Origin of the sequence: Colwellia sp. 1_MG-2023, from assembly GCF_030546755.1 — a bacterium.
GTDB lineage: Bacteria > Pseudomonadota > Gammaproteobacteria > Enterobacterales > Alteromonadaceae > Thalassotalea_H.
This window is the reverse complement of record NZ_JAUOPE010000007.1, coordinates 209,400-226,702: the sequence shown is the minus strand read 5'-3', so window position 1 is coordinate 226,702 and position 17,303 is coordinate 209,400. Positions and strand designations below refer to the sequence as shown.

General features: G+C 36.9%; 12 protein-coding genes. 5 read left to right on the top strand and 7 right to left on the bottom strand.

Going from position 1 to position 17,303, the window contains the following annotated elements:
- Positions 1-128: 128 nt before the first annotated feature.
- The gene (locus Q4493_RS10460; RefSeq protein ID WP_303452303.1) at positions 129-1,094 is read right to left on the bottom strand and encodes a response regulator transcription factor; all 966 of its coding nucleotides are present in this window, start codon (positions 1,092-1,094) and stop codon (positions 129-131) included.
- A gap of 93 nt (positions 1,095-1,187) precedes the next feature.
- Between Q4493_RS10460 and Q4493_RS10455 the strand changes: the two genes are divergently transcribed.
- From Q4493_RS10455 to Q4493_RS10445, 3 genes are all read left to right on the top strand, one after another.
- Entirely contained in the window at positions 1,188-2,825 is a 1,638-nt protein-coding gene (locus tag Q4493_RS10455; protein ID WP_303452301.1) for an FAD-binding protein, read from the top strand.
- A complete protein-coding gene (locus Q4493_RS10450) occupies positions 2,822-4,552 on the top strand; it encodes a thiamine pyrophosphate-binding protein (RefSeq protein ID WP_303452299.1) in 1,731 nt (576 codons plus the stop codon). Before Q4493_RS10455 ends, Q4493_RS10450 begins: the two co-directional genes overlap by 4 nt.
- A gap of 95 nt (positions 4,553-4,647) precedes the next feature.
- Positions 4,648-6,468 carry an acyl-CoA dehydrogenase C-terminal domain-containing protein gene (locus Q4493_RS10445; RefSeq protein ID WP_303452298.1) on the top strand — a complete coding sequence of 607 codons (1,821 nt, stop codon included), beginning with the start codon at positions 4,648-4,650 and terminating at the stop codon, positions 6,466-6,468.
- An 82-nt stretch (positions 6,469-6,550) separates the two neighbouring features.
- On the opposite strand, the gene Q4493_RS10440 is transcribed toward Q4493_RS10445, so the two are convergent.
- From Q4493_RS10440 to Q4493_RS10420, 5 genes are all read right to left on the bottom strand, one after another.
- On the bottom strand, positions 6,551-7,924 hold the full coding sequence (locus tag Q4493_RS10440; RefSeq protein ID WP_303452297.1) for an aldehyde dehydrogenase family protein: 1,374 nt from the start codon (positions 7,922-7,924) through the stop codon (positions 6,551-6,553).
- 76 nt (positions 7,925-8,000) lie between these two features.
- A complete protein-coding gene (locus Q4493_RS10435) occupies positions 8,001-8,669 on the bottom strand; it encodes a TetR/AcrR family transcriptional regulator (RefSeq protein WP_303452296.1) in 669 nt (222 codons plus the stop codon).
- 89 nt (positions 8,670-8,758) lie between these two features.
- A complete protein-coding gene (locus Q4493_RS10430; RefSeq protein WP_303452295.1) occupies positions 8,759-9,652 on the bottom strand; it encodes an acyltransferase in 894 nt (297 codons plus the stop codon).
- A 195-nt stretch (positions 9,653-9,847) separates the two neighbouring features.
- Complete coding sequence (fadE, locus tag Q4493_RS10425; RefSeq protein ID WP_303452294.1) at positions 9,848-12,283, bottom strand: acyl-CoA dehydrogenase FadE; 2,436 nt, start codon at positions 12,281-12,283, stop codon at positions 9,848-9,850.
- 257 nt (positions 12,284-12,540) lie between these two features.
- Positions 12,541-13,218: a glutathione S-transferase gene (locus tag Q4493_RS10420; protein WP_303452293.1), complete on the bottom strand. Its 678-nt coding sequence runs from the start codon at positions 13,216-13,218 to the stop codon at positions 12,541-12,543.
- 119 nt (positions 13,219-13,337) lie between these two features.
- On the opposite strand from Q4493_RS10420, the gene Q4493_RS10415 reads away from it, so the two are divergent.
- Both Q4493_RS10415 and Q4493_RS10410 read left to right on the top strand, forming a co-directional pair.
- Positions 13,338-15,614: a peptidase U32 family protein gene (locus Q4493_RS10415; RefSeq protein ID WP_303452292.1), complete on the top strand. Its 2,277-nt coding sequence runs from the start codon at positions 13,338-13,340 to the stop codon at positions 15,612-15,614.
- A gap of 63 nt (positions 15,615-15,677) precedes the next feature.
- Entirely contained in the window at positions 15,678-16,496 is an 819-nt protein-coding gene (locus Q4493_RS10410; protein ID WP_303452291.1) for a class II glutamine amidotransferase, read from the top strand.
- A 36-nt stretch (positions 16,497-16,532) separates the two neighbouring features.
- On the opposite strand, the gene Q4493_RS10405 is transcribed toward Q4493_RS10410, so the two are convergent.
- Positions 16,533-17,300 (bottom strand): DUF3108 domain-containing protein, encoded by a 768-nt coding sequence (locus tag Q4493_RS10405; RefSeq protein ID WP_303452290.1) that lies wholly within the window; start codon positions 17,298-17,300, stop codon positions 16,533-16,535.
- Positions 17,301-17,303: the final 3 nt, after the last annotated feature.

Below are 17,303 nucleotides of genomic sequence, written 5' to 3'. Positions count from 1 at the left end.
GTGGTAGTTCAGTTGGTTAGAATACCGGCCTGTCACGCCGGGGGTCGCGGGTTCGAGTCCCGTCCACTCCGCCACTTTTGTTTAAAATCCTGAACAATCCCTATACTATATTAAAACCCAATATCATTTTACTCTCTTTTCTTTTGTACCAATTCAATTAGTTCACTGCGGGTATTTATTCCTAATTTGATATAAATTCGATATAAATGATTTGACACTGTTGAAGGTGAAAGCGTTAGCGTTTTTGCGATTTGTTTAAAGGTTTGTCCCTGACAAACCCCTTCAATAACTTCTTTCTCCCGCGTAGTTAATATGTCTAATTGATCGATGATCCTTATTGAAATTTTAAATAATTCCCCGACAGCTTTTACTGAAAAATGTAAGTTACCTTTGATCAGTTCATCATTATTTTTTAATAAATCAGGCGGAAACGTTTGATGAGAGGCTTGTGGCATATGTTCATCAAGCACGGCAAAAAATTGTGGTGTAACACAATGGTAAATTCCTTTGGCGTCACATAAAGCATTGATTTGGTTACTTTCTGCAGCTTTAACTGATTTTGTATCTATTGAAATTTCTGATAATTGACGATAAGCGAAGCAACTCATTAAGTGATAAAGCAATCGGCTTTGTAAGCTCTGTTCCGCTTTAGTAAATAAATGTGCTCGATCATAGCGGTATAGTGTGAGCAAGGTAAAAATACCACTACGTTCATCAACATTTATTGAACTTAAAATTCTTTCAATATCACAGGGTTTAAAACATTTATGATAAAGCTCTGATTGATAAAAATTATCATCATCTATGACATCACTCATATTAATTGCTGTACCTAAACGTTCAGTTATTTGGGCGAAAATAGGGTTTATAGGTAGATATGTTAAGAGGTTAGTAAATATATCATCAGAGACATCTAGAGTTATCTGGGTATGAAATGTTTTAGTTGATGTATGACCTGTCCCCCAAATCGCGCCATCAAAAGGTATCACTTGCCTAAGGAGATCTAATGCCCAGGTTGGAAAATCTGCTAAAGATACATTGAGCGCTCCACGATAAAGTTGGCTAATAAACTTATCAACGTCAGTATTTTTCATCAAAGTTTCATTCATTAGGTAATTTTTACTATAGTCAAATTCAGTTAATTAAAAGAATATTAAGATAATTTTATGCTAACAGGTGGTTAGTTGATGGAACAAGAAAAACTTTTACCATGTGATACTGTGATTGCTGGCGGTGGTATAGCCGGCCTTGTCAGTGCGCTTGAATTGCTGCAAGTAGGTCAAAAAGTGATGCTTATTGATCGAGATACCCCAGAAAATTTAGGTGGTTTAGCTCGTTGGGCTTTTGGTGGTATGGCGTTAACAGAGACAGCGCAACAAAAAAAGATGAAAATTCCTGACTCTGCGAAAACATTGTTAAAAGATTGGCATAGTTTTGCAGAGTTTACAGAGCAAGATATTTGGCCTAAAGCTTGGGCGAAAGAATATGCCGAGCACAATCATGAAAAAGTCTATCAATGGTTAATAAAAATAGGCTTAGGTTTTTTACCTGCCGTTAATTGGGTGGAACGAGGGTTATATCAACCAGGTAATTCTTTGCCACGTTATCATGTTTTATGGGGCACAGGTTGGCAGCTAATTGAGACTATTATCAGGTTATTAACTCCTTTTTTAAAGAGTGGCGCATTAACGATTTTTCATCAACATAAAGTATTAGCTACTTTGCTTGAAAATCAACAGTGTATTGGCGTACAAGTGAGTGATGAGTTAAATGATGTAAAATTTAAAATTAGCGCAAAGAACACCATTATTGCCTGCGGTGGAATTAATGGCAGTTTAGAAAAAGTGAAAGAACATTGGCCGTATCAAGACAATACTGTTAGTAAAAAAGTATTAAATGGTGCCAACCCTTTATCAGATGGAAAACTTCATGAACACATTAGTGACATTGGTGGCAACATCACTCATGCCGATAAAATGTGGAACTATGCGGCGGGAATTCATCATCCACAAGCTGAGTTTGAAAATCATGGGCTAAGTTTAATTCCTTGTAAATCTGCTGTTTGGTTAAATCATCTTGGTGAGCGTATTGGGCCTATGCCATTAGTGACAGGTTTTGATACTCACTATTTATGCCAGCAAGTAGTTAAACAAGAAAAGCCATGGACTTGGCAAATTCTCAACGAAACCATTGCCAAAAAAGAACTTGCTGTGTCTGGTTCACTTCATAATCCCTCGATAAAAAATAAGAAACTATTGAGTTTTTTGAAAGAAATATTATTCGGTAATAAGCGTTTGATCAGGCAGTTAAGTGATGAAAGTGAAGATTTTATCTGTGCTGACACCTTGGTTGAATTAACCGACAAAATGAACGCACTCACCGATGAAAAATATATCAAGTTAGCAGTTATCCAAGATGAAATTGACCGTTATGACGATGAATTGCACAAGCCGTCAAACTTACAAAATGATGAACAGATCAGGCGTATTAATCATGCGCGTCAATGGAGGCCTGATAAATTAAGAACTTGTCAACCCAAGCCTATTGTTAAAAGCAGTAAAAAACAAAAATTGATTGCAATTCGCTTGCATTTGATTAGTCGAAAAAGCTTAGGGGGAATACAAACCAACTTAAAAAGCCAAGTACTTAAAGAAAATGGGGACGTTATGCCAAACTTATATTGTGTTGGAGAAGCGGCAGGTTTTGGTGGTGGCGGGGCATGTGGAAAGCGTTCTTTAGAAGGAACATTTTTATCCGGATGTATTTTAACGGCAAAAAATGCCGCACAAGCAATTATAAATAATAAAGATGAGAATCAGAGATGAAAAAAACAGCCGCGTGGTTAGTCAAATATGCTTTAGAGCAATTGAACGTAAAATTTACCTTCGGGATCCCCGGAGTTCATAATACCGAGATTTATGATGAACTGGCTAAGTCGAGTCAAATTGAACCGATATTAGTCACGCATGAAGGCTATGGCGCTTTTATGGCAGATGCTGTTAGTCGCAGTAGCGAAAGTATCGGTACTTTAGTGATTGTTCCAGCGGCAGGGGCAACACATGCAGCTAGTGGTATTGGCGAAGCTTTTTTAGATGGCATTCCTATGTTAGTGATTTGTGGCGGGGTGAGATCAGATTCTCAATTTCAATATCAACTGCATGACATGGATCAGCATAAAATGTTGGAGCCGATCACAAAGAAAACCTACAAAGTTGAAAACCATCAAGCGGTTGTTGCCACTATTTTTGATGCTTATAAAGTGGCGAATGAAGGTGAGCCTGGGCCAGTATTTGTTGAAATTCCAGTGAACCTTCAATTAGACAAAGGTGAGGTGGACGAGTTATTAACCTTTACTCCTTCGCTGCCGGTAAAAAATAACAATATCGATATAGCGTTAGTAGAAGCTGCCAAGCTTTTAGCTAAAGCAAAAAATCCTGCAATATTTGTCGGCTGGGGAGGGGTTGAGGCGATAGCTCATACGGAAACTATTGCTGATCTTCTGTGCGCACCAGTGGCCACTACTTTGCAAGGTCTCAGTGCATTTTCAGCCAAACATCCTTTACATACAGGAATGGGCTTTGGTCCTGCTGCAGTTCCAGCAGCTACGAATGCTTTTAAAAACTGTGATTGTTTGCTGGCAATAGGAACCCGATTTGCAGAAATAGCTACCGGTAGTTTTGGTGTTGATGTACCTGAGAATTTGATTCATATTGATATCAATAAGCAAGTATTTAACGCAAATTATCCTGCTAAAGTGGCGATTGAAGGAGATGCCTCCTTAGTATTAGCGTGTTTAGTGGAAAAATTAAAGCAAGAAAATATCATTGAAAAGCCAATAGAAAGTATTACCTCGGCAATTAAACAAGATAAGCAGTCTTATCTGGATGAATGGTTGCAACACGATAGTCAGCAACGGGTAAATCCAGCGCTATTCTTCCAACAACTCCGTCAACAACTTGATGATGATGCTTATGTTATCGCTGATGATGGCAATCATACTTTTTTAACCGCAGAATTGATGCCGTGCTATCAAGCGAAACATTTTTTTAGTCCAACTGATTTTAATTGTATGGGCTATGCTATTCCTGCTGTGATAGGTGCTAAGCTCGCAAACCAGGATAATCAAGTCGTGGGGATCATTGGTGATGGCGCCTTTTTGATGAGCCAAACGGAATTATTTACAGCTGCACATTTAAATATTGGCGCTATTTTTACGATTTTTAATGACGGCGAATTAGCGCAAATTTCTCAAGCCCAACAAACACCTTACAATAAAAAAACCTGTACCGTGTTACCTAATGTTAAATTTGAAGCGATTGCACAGGCAAGTGGTTGTCAGTATCTGCGTATTGATTCTAATGATGATATCGATGAAAAAATTGCACAAGCCCTTAACTATGCTAAAAATAAAGTACCGGTAGTGTTAGATGTAAATATTGATTATTCAAAAAAAACACGCTTTACCCAAGGTATTATTGCCACCAATTTAAAACGGATGAAATTACCGACCAAAGTGCGCATGATTTCAAGAGCGTTATGGCGTCGTGTTTAATAACAGAAAAATAAGTGGTTTGACCAGTTGCTTTTATACGAAATGTCCAATAGTATAAAGTCATTATACAGGTCGGACCTATTTGGAGTTTATTCATGTTGACATATAAAGCACCTATTGCAGATATAAAGTTTCTTTTTGAAGATGTATTTGGTTATTACAAACATTACGAAAAATTTCCTGAATTTGAAGAAGCGACACCTGATTTAGTTGATGCAATTTTCCAAGAATGTGCAAAATTCTCAGAAAATGAATTATTACCGATGAATCAAAGTGCTGACAAAGAAGGTTGTACATTCGATAATGGTAAAGTCACTACGCCTAAAGGTTTCAAAGAAGCTTATCAACAATATGTTGATGGTGGTTGGCAGTCATTGTCACATGGCATTGAATATGGCGGCCAGGGCTTACCTCCTTCGCTAGGTATGGTTAAGTCTGAAATGATGGGAACTGCAAACTGGTCTTGGTCAATGTACCCAGGATTGAGTCATGGTGCGATGAATACCATTGATGTTCATGGTACCGAAGATCAAAAACAGCTTTATTTAACCAAACTGACTGAAGGCACATGGACAGGTACTATGTGTTTAACTGAGCCACAATGTGGTACCGATTTAGGTCAAGTGAAAACCAAAGCAGTACCAAATGGCGATGGTACATATGCCATCAGCGGTACAAAAATATTTATTTCAGCAGGTGAGCATGATCTGGCTGAAAATATTATTCATATCGTCTTAGCCCGCTTACCTGATGCACCAAAAGGGACTCGAGGTATTTCATTATTTATCGTCCCTAAAATGGATGTTGAGCAAGATGGAAGCATTATTGGCGGTAACCATGTTACTTGTGGTTCACTCGAAGATAAAATGGGGATTAAAGGCTCTGCAACAGCCGTATTAAACTTTGATAATGCGAAAGGTGTACTCATTGGTCCTGAAAATAAAGGCTTAGAGTGTATGTTTACCTTTATGAATACTGCTCGTGTAGGGACAGCTTTACAAGGTGTCTGTGCTGCTGAACTGTCTTATCAAAACGCCTTGTTATACGCGAAAGAGCGTCTTTCTATGCGTTCCCTATCAGGTGCAAAACAACCTGAAAAAGTTGCTGACCCTATTATTGTACATCCTGATGTTCGTCGTATGTTATTGACACAAAAAGCGTTTGCTGAAGGTGGACGTGCGATGATTTATTATGTATCAAAACTTGTTGATACGATTGAGACCTCTAAAGATGAAAAAGAACGTAAACGTGCAGATTATCGTTTAGGCTTTATCACGCCAATTTTAAAAGCATTTTTAACTGAAGTGGGCTCTGAGAGTGCTAATTTAGGTGTACAAGTGTTTGGTGGCCACGGGTATATTAAAGAGTGGGGCATGGAGCAAATTGTTCGTGATTGCCGAATTTCTACTTTGTATGAAGGCACTACAGGTATTCAAGCGCTTGATTTATTAGGGCGTAAGATCTTATTGAGCCGAGGCAAGTCGCTGAAAAGCTTTACTATGGAAATATTAAGTTATTGCCGCGAGAAAAGTATGATCTCTAGTAACCCGCATAAACGCCAAATGAATAAATTTATTTGGCCATTAAGTAAAGCGGTCGCCAATTGGCAACAATACTCGGTTCGTTTAGCGATAAAAGCGAAAAAAGACCGAGATATAGTTGGCTCAGCGTCTGTAGATTATTTAATGTATTCAGGCTACATCACTATGGCATATTTTTGGGCACAAATGGCGCAAACTGCCTACGAAAAATTAGCAGGCGAAGTTGAAAATCGAGATTTTTATCGAGCAAAAATTAAAACGGCTGAGTTTTATTTTGAACGTATCTTACCTCGTATAAAATCACATGCCGCAACTATGATGGCGGATCCAAAAAGCTTGATGCAATTGGATGAAGATTTATTGTCTTTTTTATAATATGAATAAGTAGTTAAAAATATATAGACCGATAAAAAAAGCTGCAACTGCAGCTTTTTTTGTTTTTACCGTTAGTGATTAATTATAAATGTCTGATCAAACGCAGTAATTTAAATTTTAGCTTGGTATAAGGTGCGAACCTAACGGGTAAGTCTTTAAAGAAAGGGCGGTATAATACGGACTTTAAATGACTAAAATTATCAAAGCCTGCTTTTCCGCTATATTGCCCCATACCACTTGGGCCAACACCACCAAAAGGTAAGTCAGGAACAGCATTAAACATAATTACATCATTAATACATTGACTACCCGAGCTGATTTCATTAATCCAACTTTGAGTTTGTTGATTATCTTTACTAAAAATATAAGATGACAGTGGCTTTTCTCTTGATTTAACAAAGGCTTTTGCTGCTTCAAAATCATCAATGGTGATGATTGGTAATAATGCACCAAAGATTTCATCAGTCATAATCGCGCTATCAAGTGCGGGATTAAGGATTATCGTCGGTTCAATATAATTTGTCGTTACATCAACTTCACCACCGTGAACAATTTCACCACTATCCATATAAGAGGCTATTCGCTCAGTGTGACGTTGGTTCACAATACGTCCATAGTGAGGATTATTTTTTATATCATCGCCAAACATTGATTTAATTTGTTTTTTCAGCGCAATGATAAGTTTTTCAGCAACATCTGTGCTCGTTAAAATATAATCTGGGGCAATACAAGTTTGCCCTGCGTTCATCCATTTTCCCCAAGCGAGTCTTTGTGCGGTAATGGTTAAATCAGCACTTTTATCGATGTAAACTGGACTTTTTCCACCTAATTCTAAAGTCACAGGGGTTAAATGCTTAGCGGCAGCAGTCATAACAATACGACCCACTTGGCCATTGCCGGTATACATAATGTGATCAAAAGGATAGGTTAATAATTCAGTGGTTTCTTCAACGCCACCTTCTATCACCGACACGGCTTCGTTATCTAAATATTGCGGAATAAGTTTAGCTAATAATGCCGAAGTCGCTGGTGATAATTCTGACGGTTTAATGATGGCACAATTACCTGCTGCAATAACAGCAACAAGGGGAGCTAACACTAATTGCAAGGGGTAGTTCCAAGCGCCCATAATGAGTACTGTACCCTGGGGCTCTGGTTGAATATAAGAACGGCCTGGTTGAGCAACTATAGGCGTTGAAACTCTACGCTTCTTTGCCCATTTATCCAGGTGTTTAACCATGTGATCAACATCACCAGCTACATACGAAACCTCAGTGATCCATGCTTCAAGAGTTGGTTTACCTAGATCTGACTTTAATGCATCTAAACATAACTGTTCATTTTCAATGACCAATTTTTTTATTTGCAGTAATTGCTTTTTTCGCCAAGATAAATCATGGGTTATATGACTTTTAAAATAGGCTTTATGCAGGTTGATTTGTGATTCAAAGTTCATAAAGTCTCCAAAATTCAGTTGATGGTGGTCGGATGACTAAATCTACACTATTTTAGAACTTATGTACAAAATTGATTTAACGTTTTAGTTGCATAATCCAGTTTATTATCCGTTCTACTGTTTGGTGAATATTGTTAACGTCTATTTCATCAACCGGTAAAACTAAGTTGCGATATTCTAATTGAGTAAAAATAGTCAGCATTATATCAGCATCTAACTCAGCATATTCATCGTTAAAATATGAACAAAGTTGTATGAACGGGGTAATAAGTGCTTGTTTATGAATTTGCGCTAGTTCACGTAACTTAGGAGTGATTTGTATCTCAGTGAAAAGTAACTGTTCAATGGCTAATTCAGTCGGGTGATCTTTAATTTTCGTATATAAATAGCTCGTGGCCATTTCACTGAGTTTTTCAGCTAACTCTGTTCGCAAAGCGACTTTTTTTAATTGAGTTTTTGTATATGAATCTAATAAGTTAAAAGCGGGTAACCAAGCCGCTCCAGCTCTAGATACCGTTTGTGTGGAACTTAATACAAAAGCTTCATGAACAAGCTCTTTAATATCTTTAAAATAATAAGTGGTTAGCGACAGTTGCAGTTGTGCTTGTGTTGCAATAGCTCTATGAGTGGTACCTTTAATACCCTGAGTGGCTAAAACTTCAATCGCTGCGTTAAGAATTTGATTGCGAGTTAGCTCACCTTTTGAACGACGCTTTACTAAAGCTTTATCTTTTAGCACAGTCATATTAAATACTACTTAAAATTTAAATTTGATTAACATTAAATTAACGTATTTTTAAGATTTATTCAATGTTTTCAATGAAGAGAAAGCGCTTACTTTGATAAATAATGGGTTATTTTTTTATCATTTTTAACCCAAAGTTGAGTTAGCCATTGATGAAAGGCTTTTTTATATTGTATGTCTTCTTGATAATTACCGAGTAGCTTGTCAACGTTATCTATTTGTTCAATGTCAATAATCACTTCTTTTAGCTGCCCTTTGAGCATTTCTTTCATGATATGACCTTTATTGTGCGGGTAGACCAGCGTGATATTAAGAATTTTGTCAAATTGTTCCCCCATCGTTGCCAAAGTAAAAGCTATGCCACCTGCCTTTGGAGAAAGTAGGTGCTTAAAACTATTTTGCTGAGCTTGATGTTTTTGTGGAGTAAATCTTGTGCCTTCAACAAAATTTATAATAGTGGTTGGGGTGTTTTTAAATTTAAGACAAGACCGTTTTGTCGTTTCGATATCAGTGCCTATTAAATGAGGGTGCTTTTTTAAATAGGATTTACTGTATCGTTTCATAAAGGGCATATCTAATGCCCAACAACCCATACCGATAAATGGCACTTTTTTAAGGGAATCTTTTAGAAAGTATTTTGGCTCAGGTATATGAGTTCTAGCAAAGTTGGATAAAACAAAGATATCTAACCAACTTTGGTGATTGGCTATTAATAAATACCAGGCATCTTTACTTAAATTTTCATTACCTGTAATTGTCCATTTAATTTTATTAAAAAGACTCATAATAATAAAATTATTAAGGGCCCAGAATCGGTAAATAAAATGCATGGGTTTATAAACGGCTTGATGTATTAATTTAAATGGCAACAATAACTTTATTAGTCCGCCTAATAGCAAAAATGTGCCGGCAAATGCTAAATTTAAGCAAAATAATAGAAAGGAAAGGGGCATTGATATAAAAGCTGGTAAGCCTGAAAACATAAGAAAAAAGAGAGTTAAGAAATTATTTTTTGGATATTTTACGTGGTATTTTAATATTTTGGTAATGCTTTATTCGTTACACATGTACGCTGAAAAGCTTAAAACTACCTTTTATTGTTAAGTCATTTGTAAAAATAGAGTGAAGTTTTTAATTCCACTCTATTTAAATTTTACACAATTTTATTTGATGGCTAACTATTGTTGTTGAGCAAACTTTGCTGAAATCAACTCATCGTTATCAAAGTCATCAACATTTATTACCGCTAAACGTTGTTGTTCTGCTTCCGTTAATAGTTGAGCTTCTTGTTCAGTAATCACCTTGGCTGCTAATCCTTGCTCGGCTACTTTATCAAGCTGATAAAAAGGTAATTTTTTATCAATGGCTTTGCAAACACGGTCGAAAATTGGCTCACAGGCAATGATATTCAACAAGGCTGTTTCTAGTTTCCCTAGAGTATTCTCGCCATCATCCGTTAAATATTGCCCTTGTCCTAAACGTGTTCTTGCTTCACAAGGTGTTTGTAAAATTCTAGCAACTTTATGATCGATGATATCTGATGGTTTCTTTAACCATGTACCTAATGGGAAGATCATCGCACGAAGTGCTAAAGCGACCAATGTATTAGGGAAATTGCTAATAAGTTCATCTATCGCCTTTTGTGTGCGATACAATGAGTCTTCAACGGCCCATTGCACCAATGGTAGGTCATCTGCTTGACGGCCTTCATCGTTAAAACGTTTTAAACTGGCACTGGCTAAATAGAGGTAACTTAAAATATCGCCTAAACGTGCTGATATTCTTTCTCGGCGTTTTAAGTCGCCACCAAGCGTTAGCATGGCAATATCTGAAAGCATGGCTAAATTTGAACTAAATCTTGTCATTAATTGATAATAACGACGAGTTTCATCATTAAAAGGTGTTTTGATAAAACGAGCACCGGTAAATGACATCCATTTGCTGCGAACGATATTACTGATGGCAAAACCAATATGGCCAAATAATGCGTGATCAAAATCAACAAGTGCTTGTGATTCATTAGGGTTAGCGGCAGATTCAAGTTCTGCGAGCACATAAGGATGACAGCGAATAGCGCCTTGACCATAAATGATCATACTTCGAGTTAAAATATTCGCGCCTTCAACGGTAATAGCAACAGGCGCACCTTGGTACCCACGTGCTAAATAATTGCTTTCACCCATACAAATACCTTTACCGCCATGAATATCCATAGCATCGGTAATACAACTACGCATTTTTTCGGTTAAATGATATTTTGATATAGCAGATACTACAGAAGGTTTTTCTCCTAAATCAATGGCGCCTGTTGAAAGGGTTGTTACGGCATCCATTAAATAAGCATTGCCGCCGATACGGGCTAGTGCTTCTTCAACACCCTCCATTTTGCCAATAGGTAATTTAAATTGTCGTCTAATACGGCTATAAGCACCCGTAGCTAAAGCGACAGATTTTATTCCACCCGCACTGTTTGATGGTAATGTAATAGCGCGGCCAACAGATAAACATTCAACCAGCATACGCCAACCTTGGCCTGCCATTTCTGGCCCACCAATAATAAAGTCAAGCGGAACAAATACTTCATTACCTTGAGTTGGACCATTTTGAAAAGGAACATTCATTGGGAAATGACGTCGGCCTGTAATAACTCCATCAATGTCAGTAGGAATTAATGCACAGGTAATACCTAATTCTTCTTTGTCACCCAGTAAGCCGTCAGGATCACGTAATTTAAAGGCTAATCCTAATACAGTGGCAACAGGCGCTAAGGTAATATAGCGCTTGTTCCAGGTTAATTTCATACCTAAGGTTTCTTTACCGTCAAATTCACCTTTGCAAACGATCCCAAAATCAGGAATTGCACCGGCATCTGAACCAGCTTCAGGGCTCGTTAGTGCAAAACAGGGCACTTCTTCGCCTTTGGCTAAACGAGGTAGATAGTAATCTTGCTGTTCAGTTGTACCATAGTGTTGTAATAGTTCACCTGGACCTAATGAGTTAGGAACACCAACAGTACTAGCTAATACAGTACTCGCACCTGATAATTTTTGCAGCACTCTCGATTGAGCATAAGCACAAAACTCTAAACCGCCATACTGCTTTTTAATGATCATGGCAAAGAACTTGTTATCTTTTAAGTACTGCCATACTTCAGGTGATAAATCGGCTCTGTCGTGCGTGGTCTCCCAGTCATCTATCATTTTACAAACGTGTTCAACTGGACCATCTAAAAAAGCTTGTTCTTCTGCACTTAAACGAGGCTTTGGATATTGATGAAGCTTTTGCCAGTCAGGGCTTCCTCTAAATAATTCGGCTTCAAACCAAGTTGTACCCGCATCAATAGCTTCTTTTTCAGTGTCCGACATTTCAGGCATTATTTTTTGAAAAGCGGTCAATAACGGTTGGCTGAGGTATTTTTTACGAACGTCTGCAATATTAAAAGGCAGAATAACAATGGCGAAAATTAACCATCCCCAAAATGAAATTACATTAAAAAAAGAACCGACAACCATTAACGCAGCGAAAGAAACGCTGAACGTTGTTAATGACGAACGGTTATAAGTCATAAAGACAATAAGTGCGATTGCGCATAATAGCCAAGTAAATAGTTCCACAAAAATTCCTTACATTTGATAGAGGTCAGACCACTAGGTTTGAATAGCTTAATTTGCTTTTACGTTAATTTCAATCATTTATTCATAACTTTATAAACGAGTATTTTTGTCTTATTCGTCGCATTCATTACCACGTTAATTACTTGCGAATGTAGCTTGTGTTTAATTGTTACTATAAATATAGCAGTTTAGCGCTAATTGTCGGTTAATATTGCATTTTATTGGAATAAATGTCCGAACATAAATGAAATGAAAAGTTAGAGTTGTGGAAAAATCAGGGGGGCTTGGTTACTTTCCCATAATGGGTGTTTCGCCATTACTTTAGTAAACATGGCACTTTGCAGATACATATTTAACCAAGCTCTAACGTTAGGATAGGGAGCTTGTAAATACCATTGGCGTTCAATACGTGCAAACTGCCTAATAAAAGGTAATAAAGCGATATCGGCTAAGCTTTCATGATTTGATATTAAAAATGGATGCTGTGTTAATCGCTGCTCTAATTGATTAAGAAAAATTTCACAGGCTTGTCTACATTCAACGAGATTTGTTTCATGATACCGTTTTGCGCACTTATAATTTTCTAAACAGGTTTTAAACTGAGTATCGAAGGTATGAATTAACGCCATCATTTCTTCATTTTTAGTCGCTTGATTATCCGTTATGCTTTTATGTAAAAAGTCAGCAGGATCAGCTTGATGAAACGCCCATAGCATAATGTCTAAACTTTCTTCAATTACTGTACCCTTGTTAAGCACTAATACTGGTACAGTGGCTTTAGGTGATGCGTTGAGCATTTCTTGAGGTTTATTACTTAACACTATATCTCGTAAAACGACCTTTTGTTTTGCTTTAAATAACGCAAGTCTGGCTCGCATAGCAAAAGGGCAATGTCTTAAAGAGTATAAAATCGGCAGTTGAGAAATGTCATTCATATAAGTTTTACGAGCAGGCTTATGTCTTTCTGGTGATTAAACCACTTTAACGATATTCATCTGCTAAATATACAGGTAAAATCTCATCTTTATACATTGAATAAGTAAAAGTTGTAAAAATGGATCATAAAATTGAATTATTAGCTCCCGGTGGTGATGTTGATGCGATTAAAGCGGCAATCATTGCTGGAGCCGACGCGGTTTATTGCGGATTAGATACGTTTAATGCCCGAAATCGTGCGTCTAATATTTCATTTGAGCAACTTGTTGGCATTATTCGTTTAGCTCATCAGTATCAATGTGAAATTTTTCTTACCTTAAATATTGTTATCTTAGAGCACGAATTTAAATCATTAACCAAGTTATTGAATAAACTGGTTAATACCACATTGGATGGAGTGATAGTACAAGATCTTGGTTTACTGTATATTCTAAGAAAACACTACCCAACTCTTGATATTCATGCCTCTACTCAATTAACTACTCATAATATCGGCCAAATTCCGTTTCTTCAAAAACTTGGCGCTTCAAGAGTTAATCTGTCACGAGAATTAAATTTAAGAGAGATCACGGCGATGGCGAAAGTTGGCCATGAAAACGACGTTCTCACTGAAGTTTTTGTTCATGGTTCACTTTGCGTTGCTTTTTCAGGGCTTTGTTATTCTACTTCGGCAAGTGTAGGAAATTCAGGAAATCGTGGCCGTTGTAGTCAAGCTTGTCGGGAAGAATATGAAACCACAGCATCGGGTAACAACTTCCCCTTAAATATCAAAGATAATTCAGCCTTTTTTGATTTACCGGCTTTAATTGATGCGGGTGTTCATTCATTTAAAATTGAGGGAAGAATTAAAGGAGCCAGTTATGTCCATACGGTTGTTGATAGCTTTCGTAAACAAATTGACGGTTACTTCGACACTGGCGAGTTGTTAGAAGACGGCGAACGATTATATAAAGTATTTAATCGTGATTTCTCCAATGCCTTTTTAAGAGGGGATTTAAATCAATCGATGTTTATTGATAATCCTCGCGATAATTCTAAAAATCATGCCGTTGACAAATATACGGCCGATAACAGCCAAAATATTTCTGTAGTACAAATTCATGAGGTAGAAAAAAGCCTCAGTGATGAAAAATCGGCAATGCAAGCAAGTGTTTTTGATAAAATTAAATATTTAAGTATCGAAAAACAGCAATTATCATTACATGTCATAGGTACGGAAGGTCAACCACTGCAGATTAAAGCCATTGTAGAAGATACTTTGCAAGAGACGAAAACTCACTTAATAAGTTCAACATCAATATTAGCGAAAACGGACAATAATGCGATTGATCAAGCCGCGATAGAAAAACGTTTTAAAAGTATCAATAATGCTCATTTTCATTTATTTGACATCAATCTTGATAATTTCGATTCAGGATTAAGCATCCCTTTTAAAGAATTGACCCTACTTAAAAATGAGTTATTACGTGTATTAAATAACAATCAAGTTATTCATCCTGAGGTTGATCTACCAAAACTTGTTCATCACGAAAAAATAAACAAGGCACAGAATGAGTTATCGATATTAATTTCTGATATCGCAGATATTCATTTATTAAATGAGACCGACGCTGATATTTATTTTAAATTACCTGATGCTTATAAACGTGGCTGTACTAAATATGTTGATTTTTTCAAGGAAAACCCTAGGTTAATACCTTGGTTTCCTTCGGTATTAATTGGTAAAGACTTTGATGTTGCGCTGAATATTTTAGAACAAGTAAAACCACCATTAATTGTGACTAATAACACGGGTATTGCCAACCGAGCCAGTGAGTTAGGTGTTGATTGGATTGCCGGACCATTCTTAAATACTACTAATTCGTATGCCTTGTTGGCAATGCAGGAAGCCTTTAATTGTCGAGGTGCATTTATTTCAAATGAGATCAATCATAAGCAAATAAAAAGTATTGCTCGACCTAAAGGATTTAAATTACTTTATAGTATTTACCATCCTATTTTATTAATGGCGAGTCGTCAGTGCTTTTTTCAGCAAAGTGTAGGTTGTGAAAAGCCGCGTATCGATAATGGTTGTATGTTGTCATGCGATAAATCAACCAGTATCACTAACTTAAAAGGTGAATCTTTTGCCATCGATAAACAAAAGGCGGGTTATCCAAGTATTTATAATCAAGATCAGTTTTTAAATATCGATATCATTGACGATCTCGCAAGCTTGTTTGATGGCTTTATGATTGATCTAACAAACATTGGTGCAGGAGATAAAACCTCACCAGATAAATCGGTGTTGATAAAACAGTTTGAGCAATTATTAAAAGGTGACTCATCTACCGAAACTTTATTGCATAAATTAGTGCCTCAATCAACGAACGTGCAATATTTCAATGGTTTATAGCGGCTGTTTGTTTTAATCTTTACGTATATTTAGCTAGATAATAATGAGGAAAGGTGTTGTTAAATGTGTGAACTGTTAGCCATGTCTGCCAATGTTCCAACTGACATTTGTTTTAGTTTTAGTGGTTTGATGCAACGAGGTGGTAATACTGGCCCACACAAAGATGGTTGGGGGATCACTTTTTATGAAGGAAAAGGCTGTCGAAGTTTTAAAGACCCTTTACCGAGTGCTCGTTCTCCCATTGCGCAACTTGTCACAGAGTATCCGATCAAAAGTGAAGCGGTGATTTGTCATATAAGACAAGCAAACTCTGGCGGAATTTGTCTTGAAAATACTCATCCTTTTACCCGTCAAATGTGGGGTAAAAACTGGACTTATGCCCATAATGGTCAATTAACATCTTTTAAAGAAGAACTGCCCATAAAGTTTCATATCCCGATTGGCACAACCGATAGTGAACATGCATTTTGTTGGATTTTAGATCAATTGCATATTAAGTTTGCTGAGCATGAACCAACCAATGAAGTGCTTTTTCAATTCATTGCTACCTTAAGTGAGAAAATTAATCGTTTAGGGGTATTTAATCTGAACATTTCAAATGGTGATTGTTTATTTGTGTATTGTTCAACTAAATTACATTGGATCACGCGTCGCGCGCCATTTGGTGAAGCAAGTTTGATTGATGCTGAAATGGTGGTAGATTTTCATAAAGAAACAACGGCCAATGACATTGTAACCGTTATTGCGACGCAGCCTTTAACTGACGATGAAACGTGGCAAAAAATGTTACCTGGCCAGTGGCAGTTATTTTGTTTAGGTGAATCTATTGCAAGTGGTCAAACAGAAGCTGACATAAAAGAAACCGTCAATACTTCAACTTAAATCACTGTTATATAAGCGTTATAATAAATAGCGTGGTTATTTTGTAACAGGTTGTCCATTGATGGAAAGTTTGTTCAATTGTGCTTCAAACTGCTCTACGCCTGATTTTGCTTGGTAGAGTTTTACCATTAAATAGTCTAATTCAGGGGCAAACCATGCATAAGTAATACGATTTTTTTCGACGACTTCTCGTTTTAATTTAATGGTTTTAACTAGCCCGTAAGGCAACATAATATCTTCTTCACCTTCATATTGGTAAACATAATTTTTAATTGTGCCAGAGGTGCTGATCACTGGATAAACAAAGTGCTTTTGATCTGGATTCTGCAGTAAATTAATGCGATTTTGAAGGTGATAACTGAGTTTATCTTGAATGTTAATTGGGAAATTAATAGTTTTTTCGCGTTCTTTTTTCATATCAAACGCTTTATTATTTTTCGTATCGTAACGCCATTGGTACTCTTTATCTCGCCCCGTGCCAGAACGTTCATAATGATAAAGCGTTGGAATAACTTGATTGTCTTTCAAAACCACGGTTGAAGTTTCTTTTCGAGCGTCAGAAAAAATTAACCATTCAATATCCGTGTGATAGCTATATTCAATCAAGCCATTGTCGAGGTTTTTCAACTCTCTTACACCTGTGCCAACCGGTGATGATTTATGTAGGATAGTGTATTCTGCGCTAAAAGGCTTAACGACTATGTTAGCACTGCTTTGTTCATTGTCACTTGCACTAACATTAGGGCTAGCAAGTAGCGTAAAAGTGAGTGTTGATAAACAAAAATAACATACTGCTTTTAGCATAAA